Below are 14662 nucleotides of genomic sequence, written 5' to 3' on the forward strand. Positions count from 1 at the left end.
GTGACAAGTGTGTCGGGATTTTTCGCGCAGGTGGTCAGACCGCATCACCATACTTGTGATATGCTTGCACTTTACAATTAACTATGCGAACCTCGCCGGCATGAAGCAAACCGCCGCCCCCGCGTCCGATGATGGCCTCAAGCTCAGTGCCTGGCTGCCTTACCGCCTGTTCCTGGTCGCGGCGCAGGTCGCCCGACCGCTCGAGCGCTTCTACGGCGAGACGTTCGGATTGAGCCAGGCCGGCTGGCGCATCCTCGCCGTCATCGCCGAGCGCGAAGCAGCCAACGCCTCCGAGATCGGCCGCGCCTGCGCGCTCGATCCGTTCGCGGTCAGCCGCGGCATCGGCCAGCTCACAAAGCTCGGCTTCGCGGTGCGACGCTCCGGCAAGTCCGACCGGCGCTTCGCCGCCGTCAGCATCACCCGCAGCGGCCGGGCCGCGTTCAACCGGATCGCCGCACTCGGCAGCGCGATCGAGGCGCGGCTGCTGGCGCGGCTGTCGGAGAGCGAACGCGCCACGCTCGATTCCACCCTCACCCGGCTTGAGGGAGAAAGCGCGCGGATCGATGCCGACGGCTGGCGCGCACTGCGCGATGACGCCGGCGCGCCATGACAGCCCTGCTGTTCGCGCTGACCGCGCTGCTCTGGGGCGGCGGCGCGCTGGCAACGGCGATGCAGGCCGGCGTGACGCCCGCGCCGTGGTCGGTCGCGCTGCGCATGGTGCTCGCGGGCGTCATCCTGCTCGGCTACGGCCGGCTGCGCGGCGTGACGCTTGCGATCCCGCGAAAGGATCGGCCGGCGGTCGCGTTGCAGGGCCTGCTGTTCTTCGCCATTGCCTTCATCGCCTTCTATGAGGCGACCGCACGCATGCCGAGCGGGCTTGCGGCACTCGTGCTGTCGACATCGTCGCTGTTCGCGGCCGTGATCGCGCGTGCCGTGCTCGGTGTGCCGATCTCTCCCGGATTCGTGTGGGGCGCGCTGTGCGGCATCCTCGGACTGGCGATCATCTTCCTGCCTGGCGCCGCCGCGCATGGCGCCGCGCCGCTTGCGGGATTCGCCTGGGCGCTCACCGCGGCCATCGCAACCGGCGCCGGGACAACGGTCGGTGCACGCAACCAGCGCGCCGGACTGCCCGTCGTCTCCGTGCTCGCCTGGGGTGCGTTCGTCGGCGCGGCGGCGAGCGCGCTGTGGGCCGTCGCGACGGGCACGCCGTTTGCAGCCGACATCTCGCCTTCCTACGTGGCGAGCTTCCTCTATCTCGCGATCGCCGCGTCCTGCATCACCTTCATGCTCTATTTCGAGCTGGTGCGCCGGCTCGGTCCCGGCCGCGCGGCCTATACGCTCGCGTTGGTGCCGCTCGTCGCGCTCGTGCTGTCGGCGCTGTTCGAGCACCTTGCGCTGGGTTGGCCGGTGCTCGCCGGCGCCGCCGCGATCCTCGCCGGCAACGTGCTGGTGCTGGCGCGCGCTTGACCGGCTCGTCGGCGCACAGCAAGAGGCATGCGGCAAGTTGTCCCGCGCCGGCGATCGCCGGCCAGTCAACCTCTTATTTCCCGATCGCATTAATCGGACGTTGTCCGGCTCGCATATAAAGAAGCAACCCGGGACGACGAGGCGGCTTCGCAGGGTTACCCGATCGTGAATTCCATCCGCAGAATCGGCAACACCGAGTACTTCGCAATCCAGGTCGGCGGCCAGGATGACTGGATCATGGGTCCTGCCCTCGGCCAGCGGCCCGCGCGGAATGCCGGGCTGCTGCCGGATGGCATCGCCTGGTTCTTCAACACCGACGCGGGATTCATCTTCTATGATCTCGCGCGTCGCCAACTCGTCGATCGGCTGCAAACGCCCTGGGCGCGCGGCCACGACGGAAAGGACGCGCGCGACGACTATCTGAGCTACGGATTTCTCCAGAGCAAGGATGGCCGGTTCGTCTATCTCCTGCTTTATCACGCCGCGAACGCGACTGACCTGCATGTCGTCGACCTCGAGCGCAGGGCGATCGTCCGCTCGGTTCTGGACATGCCGAGCGGCAACTCGCTGTGCCCGCCGGTTCTGGACCAGGCTGGCCGGATTCTGGTTTCGGCGTTCCGGCATGACAATGGAATTATCGCGCTGCTGCTGCGCATCGATCCGCAGACCGGCCATCACGAGGCATCGAGGTGCGAGGGATCGCGCGCCAGGTCGTTCCTGATCCGCTCGAGCCCATGCGGCCGCTATTGGCTGCGCGCCGACAATTCCCGGCTCCCGATGATTACCGAGGAGAGCTCGCTTGTCTCCCGGTTGCTGGGTAGAGACACCACGGCGCAGCGGGAGTATTTCAGCTTTGCCGTCGAGATCTGGCAGGCGTTTCCGCTGCGGCGGCTGCACTCCGTCGCGCCGATGTGGATGCAGGCGGAAGGGTTGCCCGACACGACCCAGCTTGACCTCGACAGGCGGAAGCAGGGATTGCCGCCTCGGCGAGGCGAGATCTACCGCAAGGTGTCGCAGTTGCTCGATCGCGAGGCCACGCTGACGACCAACCAGATTAACGCGAAATCGCATCCCGATCTGTGGCCGGATCCGAACGGCCACTACGCCAATGTCAGCAGCAATCTCCGCGACTTCGAACTCTCCGAGCGCGACGTGATCGGCTGGCAGGGCGATAGCCAGGCTTTCTGGTTGAAGCGACATGACTTCGTCGCCTGCGTCGGTGTGGACGGGACGGTTTCGCCCAAGATCATGCTGGAGCGGTTCGGGATGGACGACCGCCCCTGGCTGGCGCACGCCCGCGGCTGGTCGAAGGCGACGCCCCTGCCCGACCGGCGTCTCGATATGCGGTTCGCGGAGGGGATGGTGACGGTCTCCGGCGCGCCGGGCGATCCGATCCACCGCGTCCGGGCCGTGTCCGTAACCGAGGATCATTTCAGGCCCGCGCCACCCGAGCCGCAAGAAGAGGACAAGGATGCCGCGCTCGCCAAGAAGGCCGAGACGCTCGCCAAGCGGTTCAGCACCTACACCGTCGATCTCGCCTCGATGAGCGAGCCCGATTGTATCGCGGCCATCGATGCGCTCACGGCGCAAATCGGCCCCGATATCAACGAGCGTCCCTACGACAACCACCTGCAGGCGGTGTTCCGTTGCGACGGCAAGCGGCTCAACGAGAAGAAGTTCTTCACCCATGTTGCGAAGCACTGCCCCGACGCCGCGCCTGCGATCCGAAGGCTGATCGACGCGGTATGCACGCACATCGGACCGCATGCCAACGCCTGGTACGACCCTTACGGAGACGAGATTCCGACCGCGCTGTTCGGCTACGCCGCATGGTGCCTCGCGCGCCTGGACAAAACGAGCAACGATGTCCTGCTGCGCTACTACGGGCTGGTCGATACCGATCACGAGAACTTCTTTTTCGAGAAGATTGCTCCGTTGATGCTGGAGAACGCAGGCGACGCGAGCCCTCGCCTGGAGCTCGCGGAACAATTCTATTTCGGCGATCTCGGCAATGCCATCGATCACTCGGCGCTCTGGCGAATGGCGAAGATGGCCGAGCATGCGGCGAGCCTGATGACGGCGAAGCAGTATGCGGCACGATTGCTGACGCGTGCAGCCGCGACGTCCGCCGCACGATCGAAGTCGGAGTTCGGGTATTATTGTTTCGATAATCTCGCGCGGTTCCTGACGGATCCTTCGCAATGGGAAACAGAGCTGCTGCGAGAACTCCGGGAAGCGGCGAGCGATCTCGCACCCCGGTAGCGCCGCGGCAGATGAAAATATCGCGCCGGCATGTCACATTCGCCGTTCCTCGTTCGTCATGATGTCGTCAACCAACCCAGGGAAACCGACCATGACTGTCAGACTTGATCCGCTCGCCGCCGCCCCCAAGATCATGAAGATCTGGTTCGACGCGTCGGTCACGATCTCCTCCAGCCTCGAGCCGAAGCTCGCCGAGCTCGTGAAGATCCGCGCCTCGGAGATCAACGGCTGCGCCAACTGCATCAACTTGCACACGACATTCGCCCGCGATGAGGGTGAGACCGAGCAGCGGATCTACCTGCTGTCGGCCTGGCACGAAGCGCCCTGCTACACCGATCGCGAGCGCGCCGCGCTCGGCTGGACCGAAGCCCTGACGCGGATCTGCGAGCAGCATACCCATGTCGCGGCCTACGAGGCGCTGAAGGCGCATTTCACGCCGGAGGAGCAGGTCAAGGTGACCTTGCTGATCAACATCATCAACGGCTGGAACCGGATCGCGGTCGGCTTTGGCGGCTTCGTCGATCCGAAAGTGATCAAGGCCAGGATGGCGGCGGCGTGACCGCGGAAATGGCACGGGACGACGCAGCGGCTGACTTCGCGCCGCTGCGTCCCAGGCTGATGCGCGTCGCCTATCGCATGGCCTCTGCGCTAGCCGGCAGGGCTTCATTCGGTCCGGATCGCCGGCCGATTGACGTGGCGACGATATCTGACTAAGGTCAGATATATGCTCGACCCCGTGTCCCGCGTCCGTCGCTTCAACCGTGCCGTGACCTCCGCCGTCGGCGCGCTCGACACCTCGTTCCTCGGGCGCGGTCGGCCGCTCGGCGCGGCGCGCGTGCTTAACGCGATCGGGCACGGCCGCGCCGATGTCGGCGAGATCAGGGACTATCTCGGGCTCGATTCCGGCCTGATGAGCCGCCTGCTGCGCAGCCTCGAGGACGAGGAGCTGATCGAGACCACGGCGCATGGCGACGATGCGCGCCGTCGCATCGCACGGCTGACGGCGGCGGGTAAGCGCGAGTTCAGCGCCTATGAGGCGATCTCCAACCGGCAGGCGAAGGACTTTCTCGCCCACCACAGCCAACGCGAGGCGCTGCTGGCGGCGATGGACCTGATCGCCTCGGCGCTCGGCCGCGACGGCACCGCCCTCGATGAGATGGATCCGCGCAGCGACGAGGCGCGGTATTGCCTCGGCGAATACTATGCCGAGCTGGCGCGGCGCTTCGAGAAAGGCTTTGACGTCAGGCTGTCGCGCGACCCCGAGGCCAAGGACATGGTGCGCCCACGCGGCAGCTTCATCGTGGCGATGTCGGACGGGCTGCCGATCGGCTGCGTCGGGCTGAAGGGCAGCAGCGGCGGGTTCGCCGAGATCAAGCGGCTCTGGGTCGCACCCGGCGCGCGCGGTCTCGGCCTCGGCCGCCGCCTGATGGACGCAGCCGAGAAGGCCGCGCGCGAGCTCGGCATCGCGGCGCTACGGCTCGACACCAACAGCGCGCTGCCGGAAGCCGGCCAGCTCTATCGCCGGACGGGCTGGACCGAGATCCCGCGCTTCAATGACGACCCCTACCCCGATCTGTTCTTCGAAAAGCATCTCTGAACGGCGCGCCGCGCGCGGCGCCCGCATCGGCATGTTGTCCGGCGCGACGCGCTGGCCTAAGACAAGGGCATGACCATTCGCCCCATCGTGCGCTATCCCGATCCGCGCCTTGCGCTGCCGGCCGAGCCGGTGACCATGTTCGACGAGGCGCTGCGCGAACTGGCGCAGGACCTGCTCGAGACCATGCGCGCGGCGCCCGGCATCGGCATCACCGCGCCGCATATCGGTGTATCCCTGCGCGTCGTGGTGCTCGAGCTCGATGCCAGCGAGGGCGCGCGGACCTATGTCAATCCGGAGATCATCCGGACCTCGCCCGAGATGATCCTGCACAAGGAAGGCAGCGTGTCGATGCCCGGCGTTACCGACGAGGTCGAGCGCCACGCCCGCGTCCGCATCCGCTATCAGGATCTCGACGGCAACATGCAGACCGAGGAGTCCGACGGCCTGCGCGCCGTGTGCCATCAGCACGAGGTCGATCAGCTCGACGGCATGTTCTGGATCAGGCGGTTGTCCCGCATCAAGCGGGAGCGCCTGATCAAGCGATACGACAAAATCTCGCGGACGTGATCGTAGCCCGCATGAGCGAAGCGACATGCGGGACAAGCCGCGATCAGCAGACGGAAAGGCCCCGGATATCGCTGCGCTCATCCGCGCTACGCGTCTTGCGCGAGCGAACCAACCTGCCCTCGTCCTACCCTCCCGCCATCAAATCCTTCGCCAGCGCCATGTAGGCCGGCAGCGTCACGGGGTCGTTGGCGGCGTTGCCCGCCATCGGGTGCGAGGCGTAGCGCGCGATCACCATCTCGGCCTTCGGATCGATATAGAGGCCCTGGCCATAAACGCCGCGCGCCATGAAGGCGCCGTGCGCATTGTGCGTCACCCACCATTGATTGCGGTAGGACGCTCCCGGCAGTGTGGTGTAGCCGGCAGGCTTGAATTTCCCGGGGTCGCCGCCGCGCGCGATGTCCTCGACAACTTGGGACGGTACGATCTGGCGGCCGTTGAAGCGGCCATGATTGCGGATCGTCTCGCCGAAGCGGGCGAGATCGCGCAGCGTCGTCGACAATCCGCCGCCGCCGCTTTCGGTGCCGATGCGGTCAACGTGATAATGCGCATCCTCCTCGGCGCCCATCGGCGCCCAGATCCGCTCGGAGAGCAGGTCCGACAGCGTCATGCCGCTGGCACGGCGGCAGATCCAGGCCAGCACGTCGGTGTTGACGGTCTTGTAGGCGAACGCCCTGCCGTGCTCACCCTGCTTCTGCTGCGCGCAGAGGAAATCGAAGATATTGGTCGCGCCCTCATGGCCCGGCTCGATCGGCGCCATGCCGTTGGCGCGCCGCAGCCCCCACACGTCGGAATTCTTGTCGGTATAGACCTCGGTGTATTTGAGGCCGGTGGTCATATCCATCGCCTCGTGCACGCGGGCATCGCCGAACGCGCTTGCCTTCAGCTCCGGCACGTAATCGGTGATCGGCGCCTGCGGATCGATCTTGCCCTCCGCAATCAGGATGCCGGCGAGCGTGCCGGTGAACGATTTGGTCACCGACATCGCGATGTGCGGCTTGTGCGGCCTCAGGGCGCCGAAATAGCGCTCGTAGATCAGCTTGCCCCGATGCAGCACGGCGATGCCGTCGGCATAGGTTTCCTCGAGCATGCGCGCGAAGGTCATCGGGCGGCCGTCCATCGTCACCGATGCCGACGTGCCGATATCATGGTCTTCGCGCGGCAGCACCGACGCCGGCCCTGCCCCGCGCCAGACACTCACGGTCGGCACCAGCTGGCGGATGTTGCTCCAGGCCCAGCGCAATTCGGGGAAGCTGCGGAACGAGCCGTTCTGGAAGGTGATGGTCCTGTCCTGCGGCGGCGGAAAGCCCTGCATCCAGCCAAGCGTCTGCGGATCGGATTCGGCGGCGGTGAGATTTTGCTGTTGATTGGCGGCGGCTGCGACGGACATCAGGACTGGCTCCAGAGCTGCGAATGCGAATTTCGTATCACGCGACAGCACCAGGCACATCCCACGTTTGCGCCGGGGTGATCGTCGCGGCGAGCGCACGCCGCAACGCGAATGGCCGCGTGCCGCACACGCCAGCTCGATCGGACACCTGACTATCGAGCCCGGGCCAAATCATTCCACCACGCGGATTACCCCGCCGCCGCGCGCTCGATCGCGGCGATGTCGATGTTCTTCATCGTCATCATCGCCTCCATCGCGCGCTTGCCGGAGGCGCGGTCGGCGCTGTTGACGAGCTCGAGCAGCCGCCGCGGCGTGATCTGCCAGGCAAAGCCCCAGCGATCCCGGCACCAGCCGCACGGCAATTCCTTGCCGCCGTTGGAAGTGACCGCATTCCAGTAGCGGTCGGTCTCCTCCTGGCTGTCGGTGAGCACCATGAAACTGACCGCCTCGTTCGGCATGTAGTTGGAGCCTCCGTTCAGCCCCACGAAGCGCCGGCCGAGCACGGTGAACTCGACCGTGAGTTCCTCGCCCTGCCCGATGCCCGGTATCGGAGATTGATGGCCTGCGCCGACATGGCTGTCGGGAAACGTCGCAGCATAAAACTCCGCCGCTTCGCGCGCCCGGCCCTGATCGAACCAGAGGCATGTAACGAGATCGGTCATTTGCAGTCTCCTTGTTTGCGCGCAAAGGACGATTGGCGAAGGCGGCAGCCGACATCGCGGCAACAGGCCGATGAAAAATATTTGCGGAACCGCGTTCCGTCACAACACCCGCCTCTAGACACGATCGTCGTCCTGGCGAAAGGACCCATAACCACCGCAACTGATTGGGAACGGGATCACGGCCCCAGCGTCGCGTAATGGGTCCTGGCTTTCGCCAGGACGACAGTGAGTGTGTGGCATGGCCTCCATCCCCGATCGTCGTCCCTGCGGGTTCTCGCCTTTGGCGGGACCGGCCCCGGATTTCGCTGCGCTTCATCCGGGCTACGCTTGGCCAAAATATTCCGGAATCGGCTGTCGGGGCGCGCGCCGCCCGCTCGTCCTCAGGACGCAAGGACATGGAGAGAAACGATGACGCCCATCATTACCGCCTTCGAACGGTCGCCCGATGGCGGCAAGGGACTGGCGCGCGATACGCGCGTTCGCTGGGCGCTGGAAGAAGCGGGCCAGCCTTACGAGGTTCGCCTTGTTTCGTTCCAGGCGATGAAGGAGCCTGCGCATCTGGCGCTGCATCCCTTCGGCCAGATTCCGACCTATGAGGAAGGTGATCTGGCGCTGTTCGAGACAGGCTCGATCGTGCTCCATATCGCCGAGCGTCATGCCGGGCTGCTGCCCGGCGATGCCAATGCCCGCACCCGCGCAATCACCTGGATGTTTGCCGCGGTCAACACGGTGGAACCGCCGATCCTCGAACTCATGACCGCCAGGATTCTGGAGAGCGACAAGCCCTGGACCAAAGATCGCCTGCCGCTGGTCATGGATCGCATCCGCGACCGGCTGAAGCAACTCTCCCCCCGCCTCGGCAAGGCCGACTGGCTCGACGGCGCGTTCAGCGCGGGCGACCTCATGATGGTGTCGGTGCTGCTCAGGCTGAGAGCATCGGGCATTCTCGACGAATATCCGGGCCTGTCCGCCTACGTCGCCCGCGGCGAAGCCCGGCCGGCTTACCAGCGCGCTTTCGAGGCTCAGTTGGCGGTTAACACGGGTAAGCGACCGGCCGGCTGAGGTTGGCGACAACAGGGACAGCGCCCTCGCGCAGACGACAAAGCCGCCGGACATCGGTGCACTCGTCCGGGCCAGGTTTGCTAGTCGAATGGATCGTGTTCTGGCAGCGGTTCGGTCAGTTCGAAGCCTGGATGAAGCTGCGAAATAATCTCCAGCGCGGTGCGGCCGGGTGCGATCCCCGCGGGGTGCACGCCCGACGCATCGAAATACTGGTTGCTCAGCACCGCGACACCGCATTGCAGTTCCGGCACGACGATCACGATCGCTTCGAAGCCGCCTCTGCTCGTCGCGCCGTTCTTTGTGAAAACGGTATGGCCCTGCGTGTCCGTGGTGATCTGCCAGCCGAGGCCCATGGTGACGCTGGTCTTCTCCCCGCAAACGGGGAATGTCCCCTGGTTCTGCTGCGTGAGCGCGATTTGCAACCCGAGCGGCCCGTTCGGGGCCGCGATCTGCGCCGCAAGAAATTTGAGCATATCGTCGCCGGTGGTTTTCAGATCAAAGGCTGTGCCGCCGGTCGGCGTGTTGCGGTCGAAGACGATCGGATATGGCGGCTCGGAGCTCTTGCTCCAATGCCCGATACATCCCTTCGCGATCTTCCACGACGAATTGAGCACGGCTCCGGTCTGCTTCATGCCGAGCGGACCGGTGATGTATTCGACCAAATTTTCGTTGTAGTTATGGCCCTTGTCTTTCGCAAACATCTGCGTGACCGCAAAGCCCAGGGTCACGAAGCCGATGTTGGAATACTGCCAGCAGCCCTGCGGCGGCGTATCATATTGATTCCACCAGTTGATGAGTTCACTGGAGGGCGGCTCGTCCGCAAACAGTTGCTCGCTGTAGCCAGTCAAGCCGTCCCCCGGCTGCTCTGGCATGCCGGAGGTATGGGTGGCGAATTGCACGAGCTGGATGGCGTCCAGCACCGGCGTTCCCACCGCGTTCGCGCTGAAGAGGTTCAGATAAGGGCCGATGGTATCGTCAAGAGTGGGCCCACCAGCCTTGACCGCCACCGCCAGCAATGTGCTGGTGAACACCTTGGTTACCGATCCGATCTCGAACACCGTGTCGGTCGTGACACTGAATGGCGCGGGCGAAGAGCCGGCCACGCCTGACAGTCCCTTGGGGTAGACGTAGCCCTTGGTGCCGAACGACTTTTCGTCATAGACCGCGATGCAGCAGCCAGGGGCGTTGCTGATGCCGAGGTATTTTTCGGCCGCCTGTTGAACGATCTGTGCCGGACTTGTCGTCGCCTCGATCATCTGGTCGCTCATTTCGCCCTCCTGCCGGTGAAGATGCACCATGTTGACCCTTGGTTGCATCATCTCATATAACGCCGTTCAGCGCGAGTGAAATCACCGTGACTATTTGTTTCAAGTTCGCTCGGTGGAGCGTTCGCGCGGAAAAACAGCGTCGTCAGACGCCGGCTTGCGCCGACTTCCCGGCAGTCGCGAAGAGTCTCGCGGGAAATCGGGGCCGGGTTAGCCGAACGCGTAACCTGCTGCCTCGCGCCCGGCTTCAAGATGTGGCGGATTACGCTTCGCCGGTCCACCTGCGCTCGGCTGGATTATGCTTGCTGCCGGAGCATCGGAAATGACATGGTCGATCTCACACCGCCGATGCAGGCAGAGCGCAGGACTTCTTCGTGAGCAACAATCAAGTGATCAAACTTGCGGTGATCGGACGCGGCCTGATCGGATCGGCGGCTGCGCGGCATCTGAGCAAGATGGGCCACGATGTTGCGCTGATCGGGCCCGATGAGCCGGCGGATTTTTCGCGCCATGGCGGCGTGTTCGGCAGCCACTATGACGAGGGCCGCATCACGCGGAGTTACGATCCAGGGGCGTTCTGGCGGCAAGCGAACCGCGCTGCGATTTCGCGCTACGGCGAGATTTCAGCGGAGAGCGGCGTGGAGTTCTATCGGGAAGCCGGTGCGCTTCACATCGGCCGCAGCGAAACCACTGATGTTGCTTCGATCGGCAGGATCTGTGCCGAAGACGGGATCCGGTGTGAAGCCTATCATGATGCGGGGCTCGCGGAGCGCTTTCCGTTTCTGAAATCGACGGCGGGAATGCAGGGCTATTTCGAGCCGCGCAATGCCGGATACATCAGCCCGCGCCGTCTGGTCCGCGCGCAGATGATCGCGGCGGAACGCGCCGGCGCCCGGATCATCGACGAACCCGCGCTGGGGATTTCGGAAAGCGGCTCCGGCGTGACGATCCGGACGCGATCGGGCAGCGTCGAGGCCGAGCGTGTGCTGGTTGCGGCGGGTGGGCATACCCAATCGCTGCTCGGCCGCTCCCTGGGCTTTACGGTCTATGGGCGGACCGCGGCGCTGTTCCGGCTTGGTGCGGCGGAGGTTCAACGCCTGGCCGGAATGCCGTCGATGCGTTGTCTCGGGCCCAAGGGTGACAATCCCTACATCCTGCCGCCGATCCCCTATCCGGACGGCCAGACCTGGCTGAAGCTCGGCGGCGATCCGGTCGATCTTCCGCTCGACAGCGACGCCGATATCAAGGATTGGTTCCGCTCGGGCGGATCGATCGAGGTTGCCGATCGGCTTCAAGGACAGATCCTTGACCGCATTCGCGACCTCGCTTTCGAGGAACGCCGCGTCGTGCCTTGCATGACCACCTTCGGCGACAGCGGCCTGCCCTGCATCGGACCGCTTTCTGAGCGCGTCACGGTCGCCTTCTGCTGCTACGGCAAGAGCGCAAAATGTTCGGACGAACTCGGCCGGCTCGGCGGCATGGCGCTGCTCGGCGAGGTCAGAGCCGAGCTCGCGCCATGACGGAGTTTTTGTGCGGCGTTTGCGTCCGAAAGTTCCTAGGCACGCAGGACAGGTTCGCCAGCGGGTAGCCCGCACGAGCGCAGCGATATGCGGGACGCCACGACACGCCCCGGATATCGCTTCGCTCATCCGGGCTACGCTTGCTGAACCCGTAGGAGTGTCAACGCGCACGTAACGCACCCTCACGATCATCACGCGAAGACGTGATGAATTACGCTTCGTTCATCCGAACTGTCGGTGATGGTCTGCATCGCGCAACACAACTGCGAGGACCTCATTGCTCACGCAGCGTTGAGCCGGCGTGAGTGATGATTGCATTTAAGTCCGCCGTTGCCGTGCACAAATATCTGACGAGGCCAGACTCCTCGGCCCCATAAACAAAACGGAGAAACTCCATGACGAACGTCAAACTCCTGTCGGCTGCTTTGATCGCGGTTGCCATGATCGCGTCGCCGGCAATGGCGCGTGAAACCCACGCGATGTCCCGCCACGTCGCGGAGGCAAGCGCTGCCACGCCGACCGAGCCCGTCTATGTCGACGGTCGCGCCTGCATTCCAGCGCCGCGCGTTGGTTCATTCGCCACTGCGCCCTGGACCGGCAACAACGTCCCCTGCGAACCGGGTCCGTATTGATCGCGCCGCGCGCATCGATCGGTCGGGCGGCCTCCTAGCTGCTTGACCGCCGTGGTGTGCCATCGCGACGATGAAACAGCGAGTAGCCCGCATGAGCGCAGCGATATGCGGGGCACCACGCGACACACGGATAGAAATGCCCCGGATATCGCTTCGCTCATCCGGGCTACGCTTTGCTACCATCAGCAGCGCAAGAGACTGACCGCGATTTTCGCTTGGTGCAATCGCGGCTCGGCTTCCGACCGGATTACGGCAAGCGCCATCGGCGACCTGCCGCGCGTCAGTCGCGTGATACGGACAGCCCGGCGAGAAGCGGAGCGTATGCGGTGAGCCTGCGGGATACGAACTCGGTGAAGAGCCGCACGCGCTTCGTCTTGCGTGTCTCTCCCTGTGTGAGAAGCCAGAGCGTTCCGTACATGTGCAAGTCGGTACCCGGCACCCTCACCAGCAGCGGGTCGGCATCTCCGACGAAGCACGGCAGCGTCGTCATGCCGATCCCCTGCTGCACCGCGACGATCTGCGCCGCGGCATCTGTGGCCCGGAACGGAACCTCGGCGGCGCGCACCTCACCCTCGTGAGCCCAGTCCGGAATTCCGTGAATACTTATGACGATCCACCTGACGGGATCAGGCGCGCCCGCGCGCCACGCGGCCAGTCGATCGCGGGATATGTAGATGCCTCCGAACAGCTCCGGTCCCTTCAGGCCGTGAAGATTGAGCGGCAGGGTTTTGCGGTCGTAGACGACGCGGATCGCGACATCGGCCTCTCGATTGGTCAGATTTGCCAGCTCGCCGGATGACAGGATTTCCATCTCGATATCCGGATGCAGTCGCGCGAAATCGGAGAAGTCCGGCATGAGCAGGTGTGTCGCGAGGGGCGGCGCCAGCGTCACTCGCAGAAGCCCGCGCACGCTCTGGTCGCGGCCGAAGACGCGCGTCTCCAGCTGGTGCGACGACGCTTCCATCTGGTCCGCGAGCTCGAGGACCTCTTCCCCCGCAGCCGTCAGGCGGTAGCCCGAAGGCAGCTTTTCGAACATCTGCGCTCCGAGCCGCTCCTCCAGTTGGGCGACGCGTCGCAGCACGGTCGAGTGGTTCACCCCGAGGCGCTCGGCGGCAGCCCGGACCGAGCCTCCGCGCGCGACGGCAAGAAAGTAGCGAACGTCATCCCAGTCGATCATGGTGCAATCCAGCACCGCTGGGGTGCGCCTTCCAAAGCCCGTCTCCAGTACATCGAACAGCATCTCGTATGTGGGTAGCACGGGCGATCATCATAGCCCAAGCCGAATAGCCACGCCGACAAGCGCGGCCCAATTCCGAACGGCGGACACCGATCGTCGCGGCTGTCGTCAGTCATCCGGCCGGATCGATTTCGCACCACCGATGTGCGCGCTTCCGCACTCAACGCCTGACGCCGGCGGAGCTACGTCGAGGTTCTCGGGGGCCATCTCGCAAAATGGGACCAGAGACGCTGTCCGACACGACGAAAGGAGAAGTCATGGGAAAGCTTGAGGGTAAGGTTGCAGTCATCACGGGTGGATCGAGCGGCATGGCGCTGGCGAGCGCCAGGCGGTTCGTTGAAGAAGGCGCCTATGTTTTCATCACGGGCCGAAGGCAGGAGGTGCTCGACGAGGCGGTCAAGCTGATCGGCCGGAACGTAACCGGCGTGCGCGGCGATGCGGCCAATCTCGACGACCTCGATCGTTTGTTCGATACAGTCAAGCGGGAAAAGGACAGGATCGACGTCCTGTACGCGAGCGCCGGCATCGGCAACGCCGTCCCACTGGGGGAGATTACCGAGCAGCATTTCGATGCGGCCTTCGGCCTGAATACGCGCGGCACGCTGTTTACGGTCCAGAAGGCGTTGCCGCTGTTCAACGATGGCGGATCGATCTTCATGACCGGGTCGGTCGCGTCGGTGAAGGGCTTTCCTGGTTACAGCGTGTATGCGGCGAGCAAGGCGGCGTTGCGCTCATTCGCACGCACCTGGCTCAACGAACTGAAGGGCAGGAATATCCGGGTGAACGTGCTGAGCCCGGGGCCGATCGCCACTCCGATGCAAGACCAGGTCCTCACCGAGGAGGCGAAGCGGATGTTCGAATCCCTGATCCCGCGGGGAAAGATGGGTCGCCCTGAGGAAATTGCGGCGGCCGCGCTGTTTCTTGCTTCAGACGATTCGAGCTTCGTGAATGGGGTGGAGTTGTCTGTCGACGGCGGTTTTTCGGCCATCTGAAATCGAATCAAC

14 protein-coding genes are annotated in these 14662 nt (G+C 64.6%); 10 read left to right on the plus strand and 4 right to left on the minus strand.

Translation table 11 applies throughout. The features are described from left to right. Positions 1-100: 100 nt before the first annotated feature. The 6 genes from J6525_RS00620 (at position 101) to J6525_RS00645 (ending at position 5893) form a co-directional block, all read left to right on the plus strand. A complete protein-coding gene (locus J6525_RS00620; protein ID WP_225641238.1) occupies positions 101-610 on the plus strand; it encodes a MarR family winged helix-turn-helix transcriptional regulator in 510 nt (169 codons plus the stop codon). Then, positions 607-1467 (plus strand): DMT family transporter, encoded by an 861-nt coding sequence (locus J6525_RS00625; RefSeq protein ID WP_225641240.1) that lies wholly within the window; start codon positions 607-609, stop codon positions 1465-1467. The genes J6525_RS00620 and J6525_RS00625 overlap by 4 nt, the downstream gene beginning before the upstream one ends. A gap of 165 nt (positions 1468-1632) precedes the next feature. Continuing rightward, positions 1633-3729, plus strand: coding sequence for a YncE family protein (locus J6525_RS00630; RefSeq protein WP_225641252.1), 2097 nt, complete (start codon positions 1633-1635; stop codon positions 3727-3729). A 91-nt stretch (positions 3730-3820) separates the two neighbouring features. Then, on the plus strand, positions 3821-4288 hold the full coding sequence (locus J6525_RS00635) for a carboxymuconolactone decarboxylase family protein (protein ID WP_225641254.1): 468 nt from the start codon (positions 3821-3823) through the stop codon (positions 4286-4288). Between the two features lie 165 nt (positions 4289-4453). Next, on the plus strand, positions 4454-5326 hold the full coding sequence (locus J6525_RS00640; RefSeq protein ID WP_225641255.1) for a bifunctional helix-turn-helix transcriptional regulator/GNAT family N-acetyltransferase: 873 nt from the start codon (positions 4454-4456) through the stop codon (positions 5324-5326). Positions 5327-5395: 69 nt separating this feature from the next. After that, entirely contained in the window at positions 5396-5893 is a 498-nt protein-coding gene (locus tag J6525_RS00645; RefSeq protein WP_225641257.1) for a peptide deformylase, read from the plus strand. Between the two features lie 124 nt (positions 5894-6017). Here the strand turns inward: J6525_RS00645 and J6525_RS00650 are convergent, their stop codons facing one another. Next, on the minus strand, positions 6018-7280 hold the full coding sequence (locus tag J6525_RS00650; RefSeq protein WP_225641259.1) for a serine hydrolase domain-containing protein: 1263 nt from the start codon (positions 7278-7280) through the stop codon (positions 6018-6020). A gap of 188 nt (positions 7281-7468) precedes the next feature. Beyond that, complete coding sequence (locus J6525_RS00655; protein ID WP_225641262.1) at positions 7469-7942, minus strand: VOC family protein; 474 nt, start codon at positions 7940-7942, stop codon at positions 7469-7471. A gap of 408 nt (positions 7943-8350) precedes the next feature. Between J6525_RS00655 and J6525_RS00660 the strand changes: the two genes are divergently transcribed. After that, on the plus strand, positions 8351-9004 hold the full coding sequence (locus J6525_RS00660) for a glutathione S-transferase family protein (RefSeq protein ID WP_225641264.1): 654 nt from the start codon (positions 8351-8353) through the stop codon (positions 9002-9004). A gap of 80 nt (positions 9005-9084) precedes the next feature. Here the strand turns inward: J6525_RS00660 and J6525_RS00665 are convergent, their stop codons facing one another. Next, complete coding sequence (locus tag J6525_RS00665) at positions 9085-10272, minus strand: serine hydrolase domain-containing protein (protein ID WP_225641267.1); 1188 nt, start codon at positions 10270-10272, stop codon at positions 9085-9087. Between the two features lie 371 nt (positions 10273-10643). On the opposite strand from J6525_RS00665, the gene J6525_RS00670 reads away from it, so the two are divergent. Continuing rightward, complete coding sequence (locus J6525_RS00670; protein ID WP_225641270.1) at positions 10644-11789, plus strand: NAD(P)/FAD-dependent oxidoreductase; 1146 nt, start codon at positions 10644-10646, stop codon at positions 11787-11789. A gap of 395 nt (positions 11790-12184) precedes the next feature. Beyond that, positions 12185-12421, plus strand: coding sequence for a hypothetical protein (locus J6525_RS00675; protein WP_225641272.1), 237 nt, complete (start codon positions 12185-12187; stop codon positions 12419-12421). Positions 12422-12701: 280 nt separating this feature from the next. On the opposite strand, the gene J6525_RS00680 is transcribed toward J6525_RS00675, so the two are convergent. After that, positions 12702-13598, minus strand: coding sequence for a LysR family transcriptional regulator (locus J6525_RS00680; RefSeq protein ID WP_057019792.1), 897 nt, complete (start codon positions 13596-13598; stop codon positions 12702-12704). Positions 13599-13915: 317 nt separating this feature from the next. Between J6525_RS00680 and J6525_RS00685 the strand changes: the two genes are divergently transcribed. Then, on the plus strand, positions 13916-14650 hold the full coding sequence (locus tag J6525_RS00685; protein ID WP_225641275.1) for an SDR family NAD(P)-dependent oxidoreductase: 735 nt from the start codon (positions 13916-13918) through the stop codon (positions 14648-14650). Positions 14651-14662 lie beyond the last annotated feature (12 nt).

Source organism: Bradyrhizobium australafricanum, assembly GCF_020329495.1.
GTDB classification, from domain to species: Bacteria; Pseudomonadota; Alphaproteobacteria; order Rhizobiales; family Xanthobacteraceae; genus Bradyrhizobium; species Bradyrhizobium australafricanum.

Bases quoted from the DNA above. Each gene is read 5' to 3' on its own strand.
- J6525_RS00620 (WP_225641238.1), top strand. From the start codon at position 101: ATGAAGCAAACCGCCGCCCCCGCGTCCGATGATGGCCTCAAGCTCAGT.
- J6525_RS00625 (WP_225641240.1), top strand. From the start codon at position 607: ATGACAGCCCTGCTGTTCGCGCTGACCGCGCTGCTCTGGGGCGGCGGC.
- J6525_RS00635 (WP_225641254.1), top strand. From the start codon at position 3,821: ATGACTGTCAGACTTGATCCGCTCGCCGCCGCCCCCAAGATCATGAAG.
- J6525_RS00640 (WP_225641255.1), top strand. From the start codon at position 4,454: ATGCTCGACCCCGTGTCCCGCGTCCGTCGCTTCAACCGTGCCGTGACC.
- J6525_RS00645 (WP_225641257.1), top strand. From the start codon at position 5,396: ATGACCATTCGCCCCATCGTGCGCTATCCCGATCCGCGCCTTGCGCTG.
- J6525_RS00650 (WP_225641259.1), bottom strand. From the start codon at position 7,280: ATGTCCGTCGCAGCCGCCGCCAATCAACAGCAAAATCTCACCGCCGCC.
- J6525_RS00655 (WP_225641262.1), bottom strand. From the start codon at position 7,942: ATGACCGATCTCGTTACATGCCTCTGGTTCGATCAGGGCCGGGCGCGC.
- J6525_RS00660 (WP_225641264.1), top strand. From the start codon at position 8,351: ATGACGCCCATCATTACCGCCTTCGAACGGTCGCCCGATGGCGGCAAG.
- J6525_RS00665 (WP_225641267.1), bottom strand. From the start codon at position 10,272: ATGAGCGACCAGATGATCGAGGCGACGACAAGTCCGGCACAGATCGTT.
- J6525_RS00675 (WP_225641272.1), top strand. From the start codon at position 12,185: ATGACGAACGTCAAACTCCTGTCGGCTGCTTTGATCGCGGTTGCCATG.
- J6525_RS00680 (WP_057019792.1), bottom strand. From the start codon at position 13,598: ATGATCGACTGGGATGACGTTCGCTACTTTCTTGCCGTCGCGCGCGGA.
- J6525_RS00685 (WP_225641275.1), top strand. From the start codon at position 13,916: ATGGGAAAGCTTGAGGGTAAGGTTGCAGTCATCACGGGTGGATCGAGC.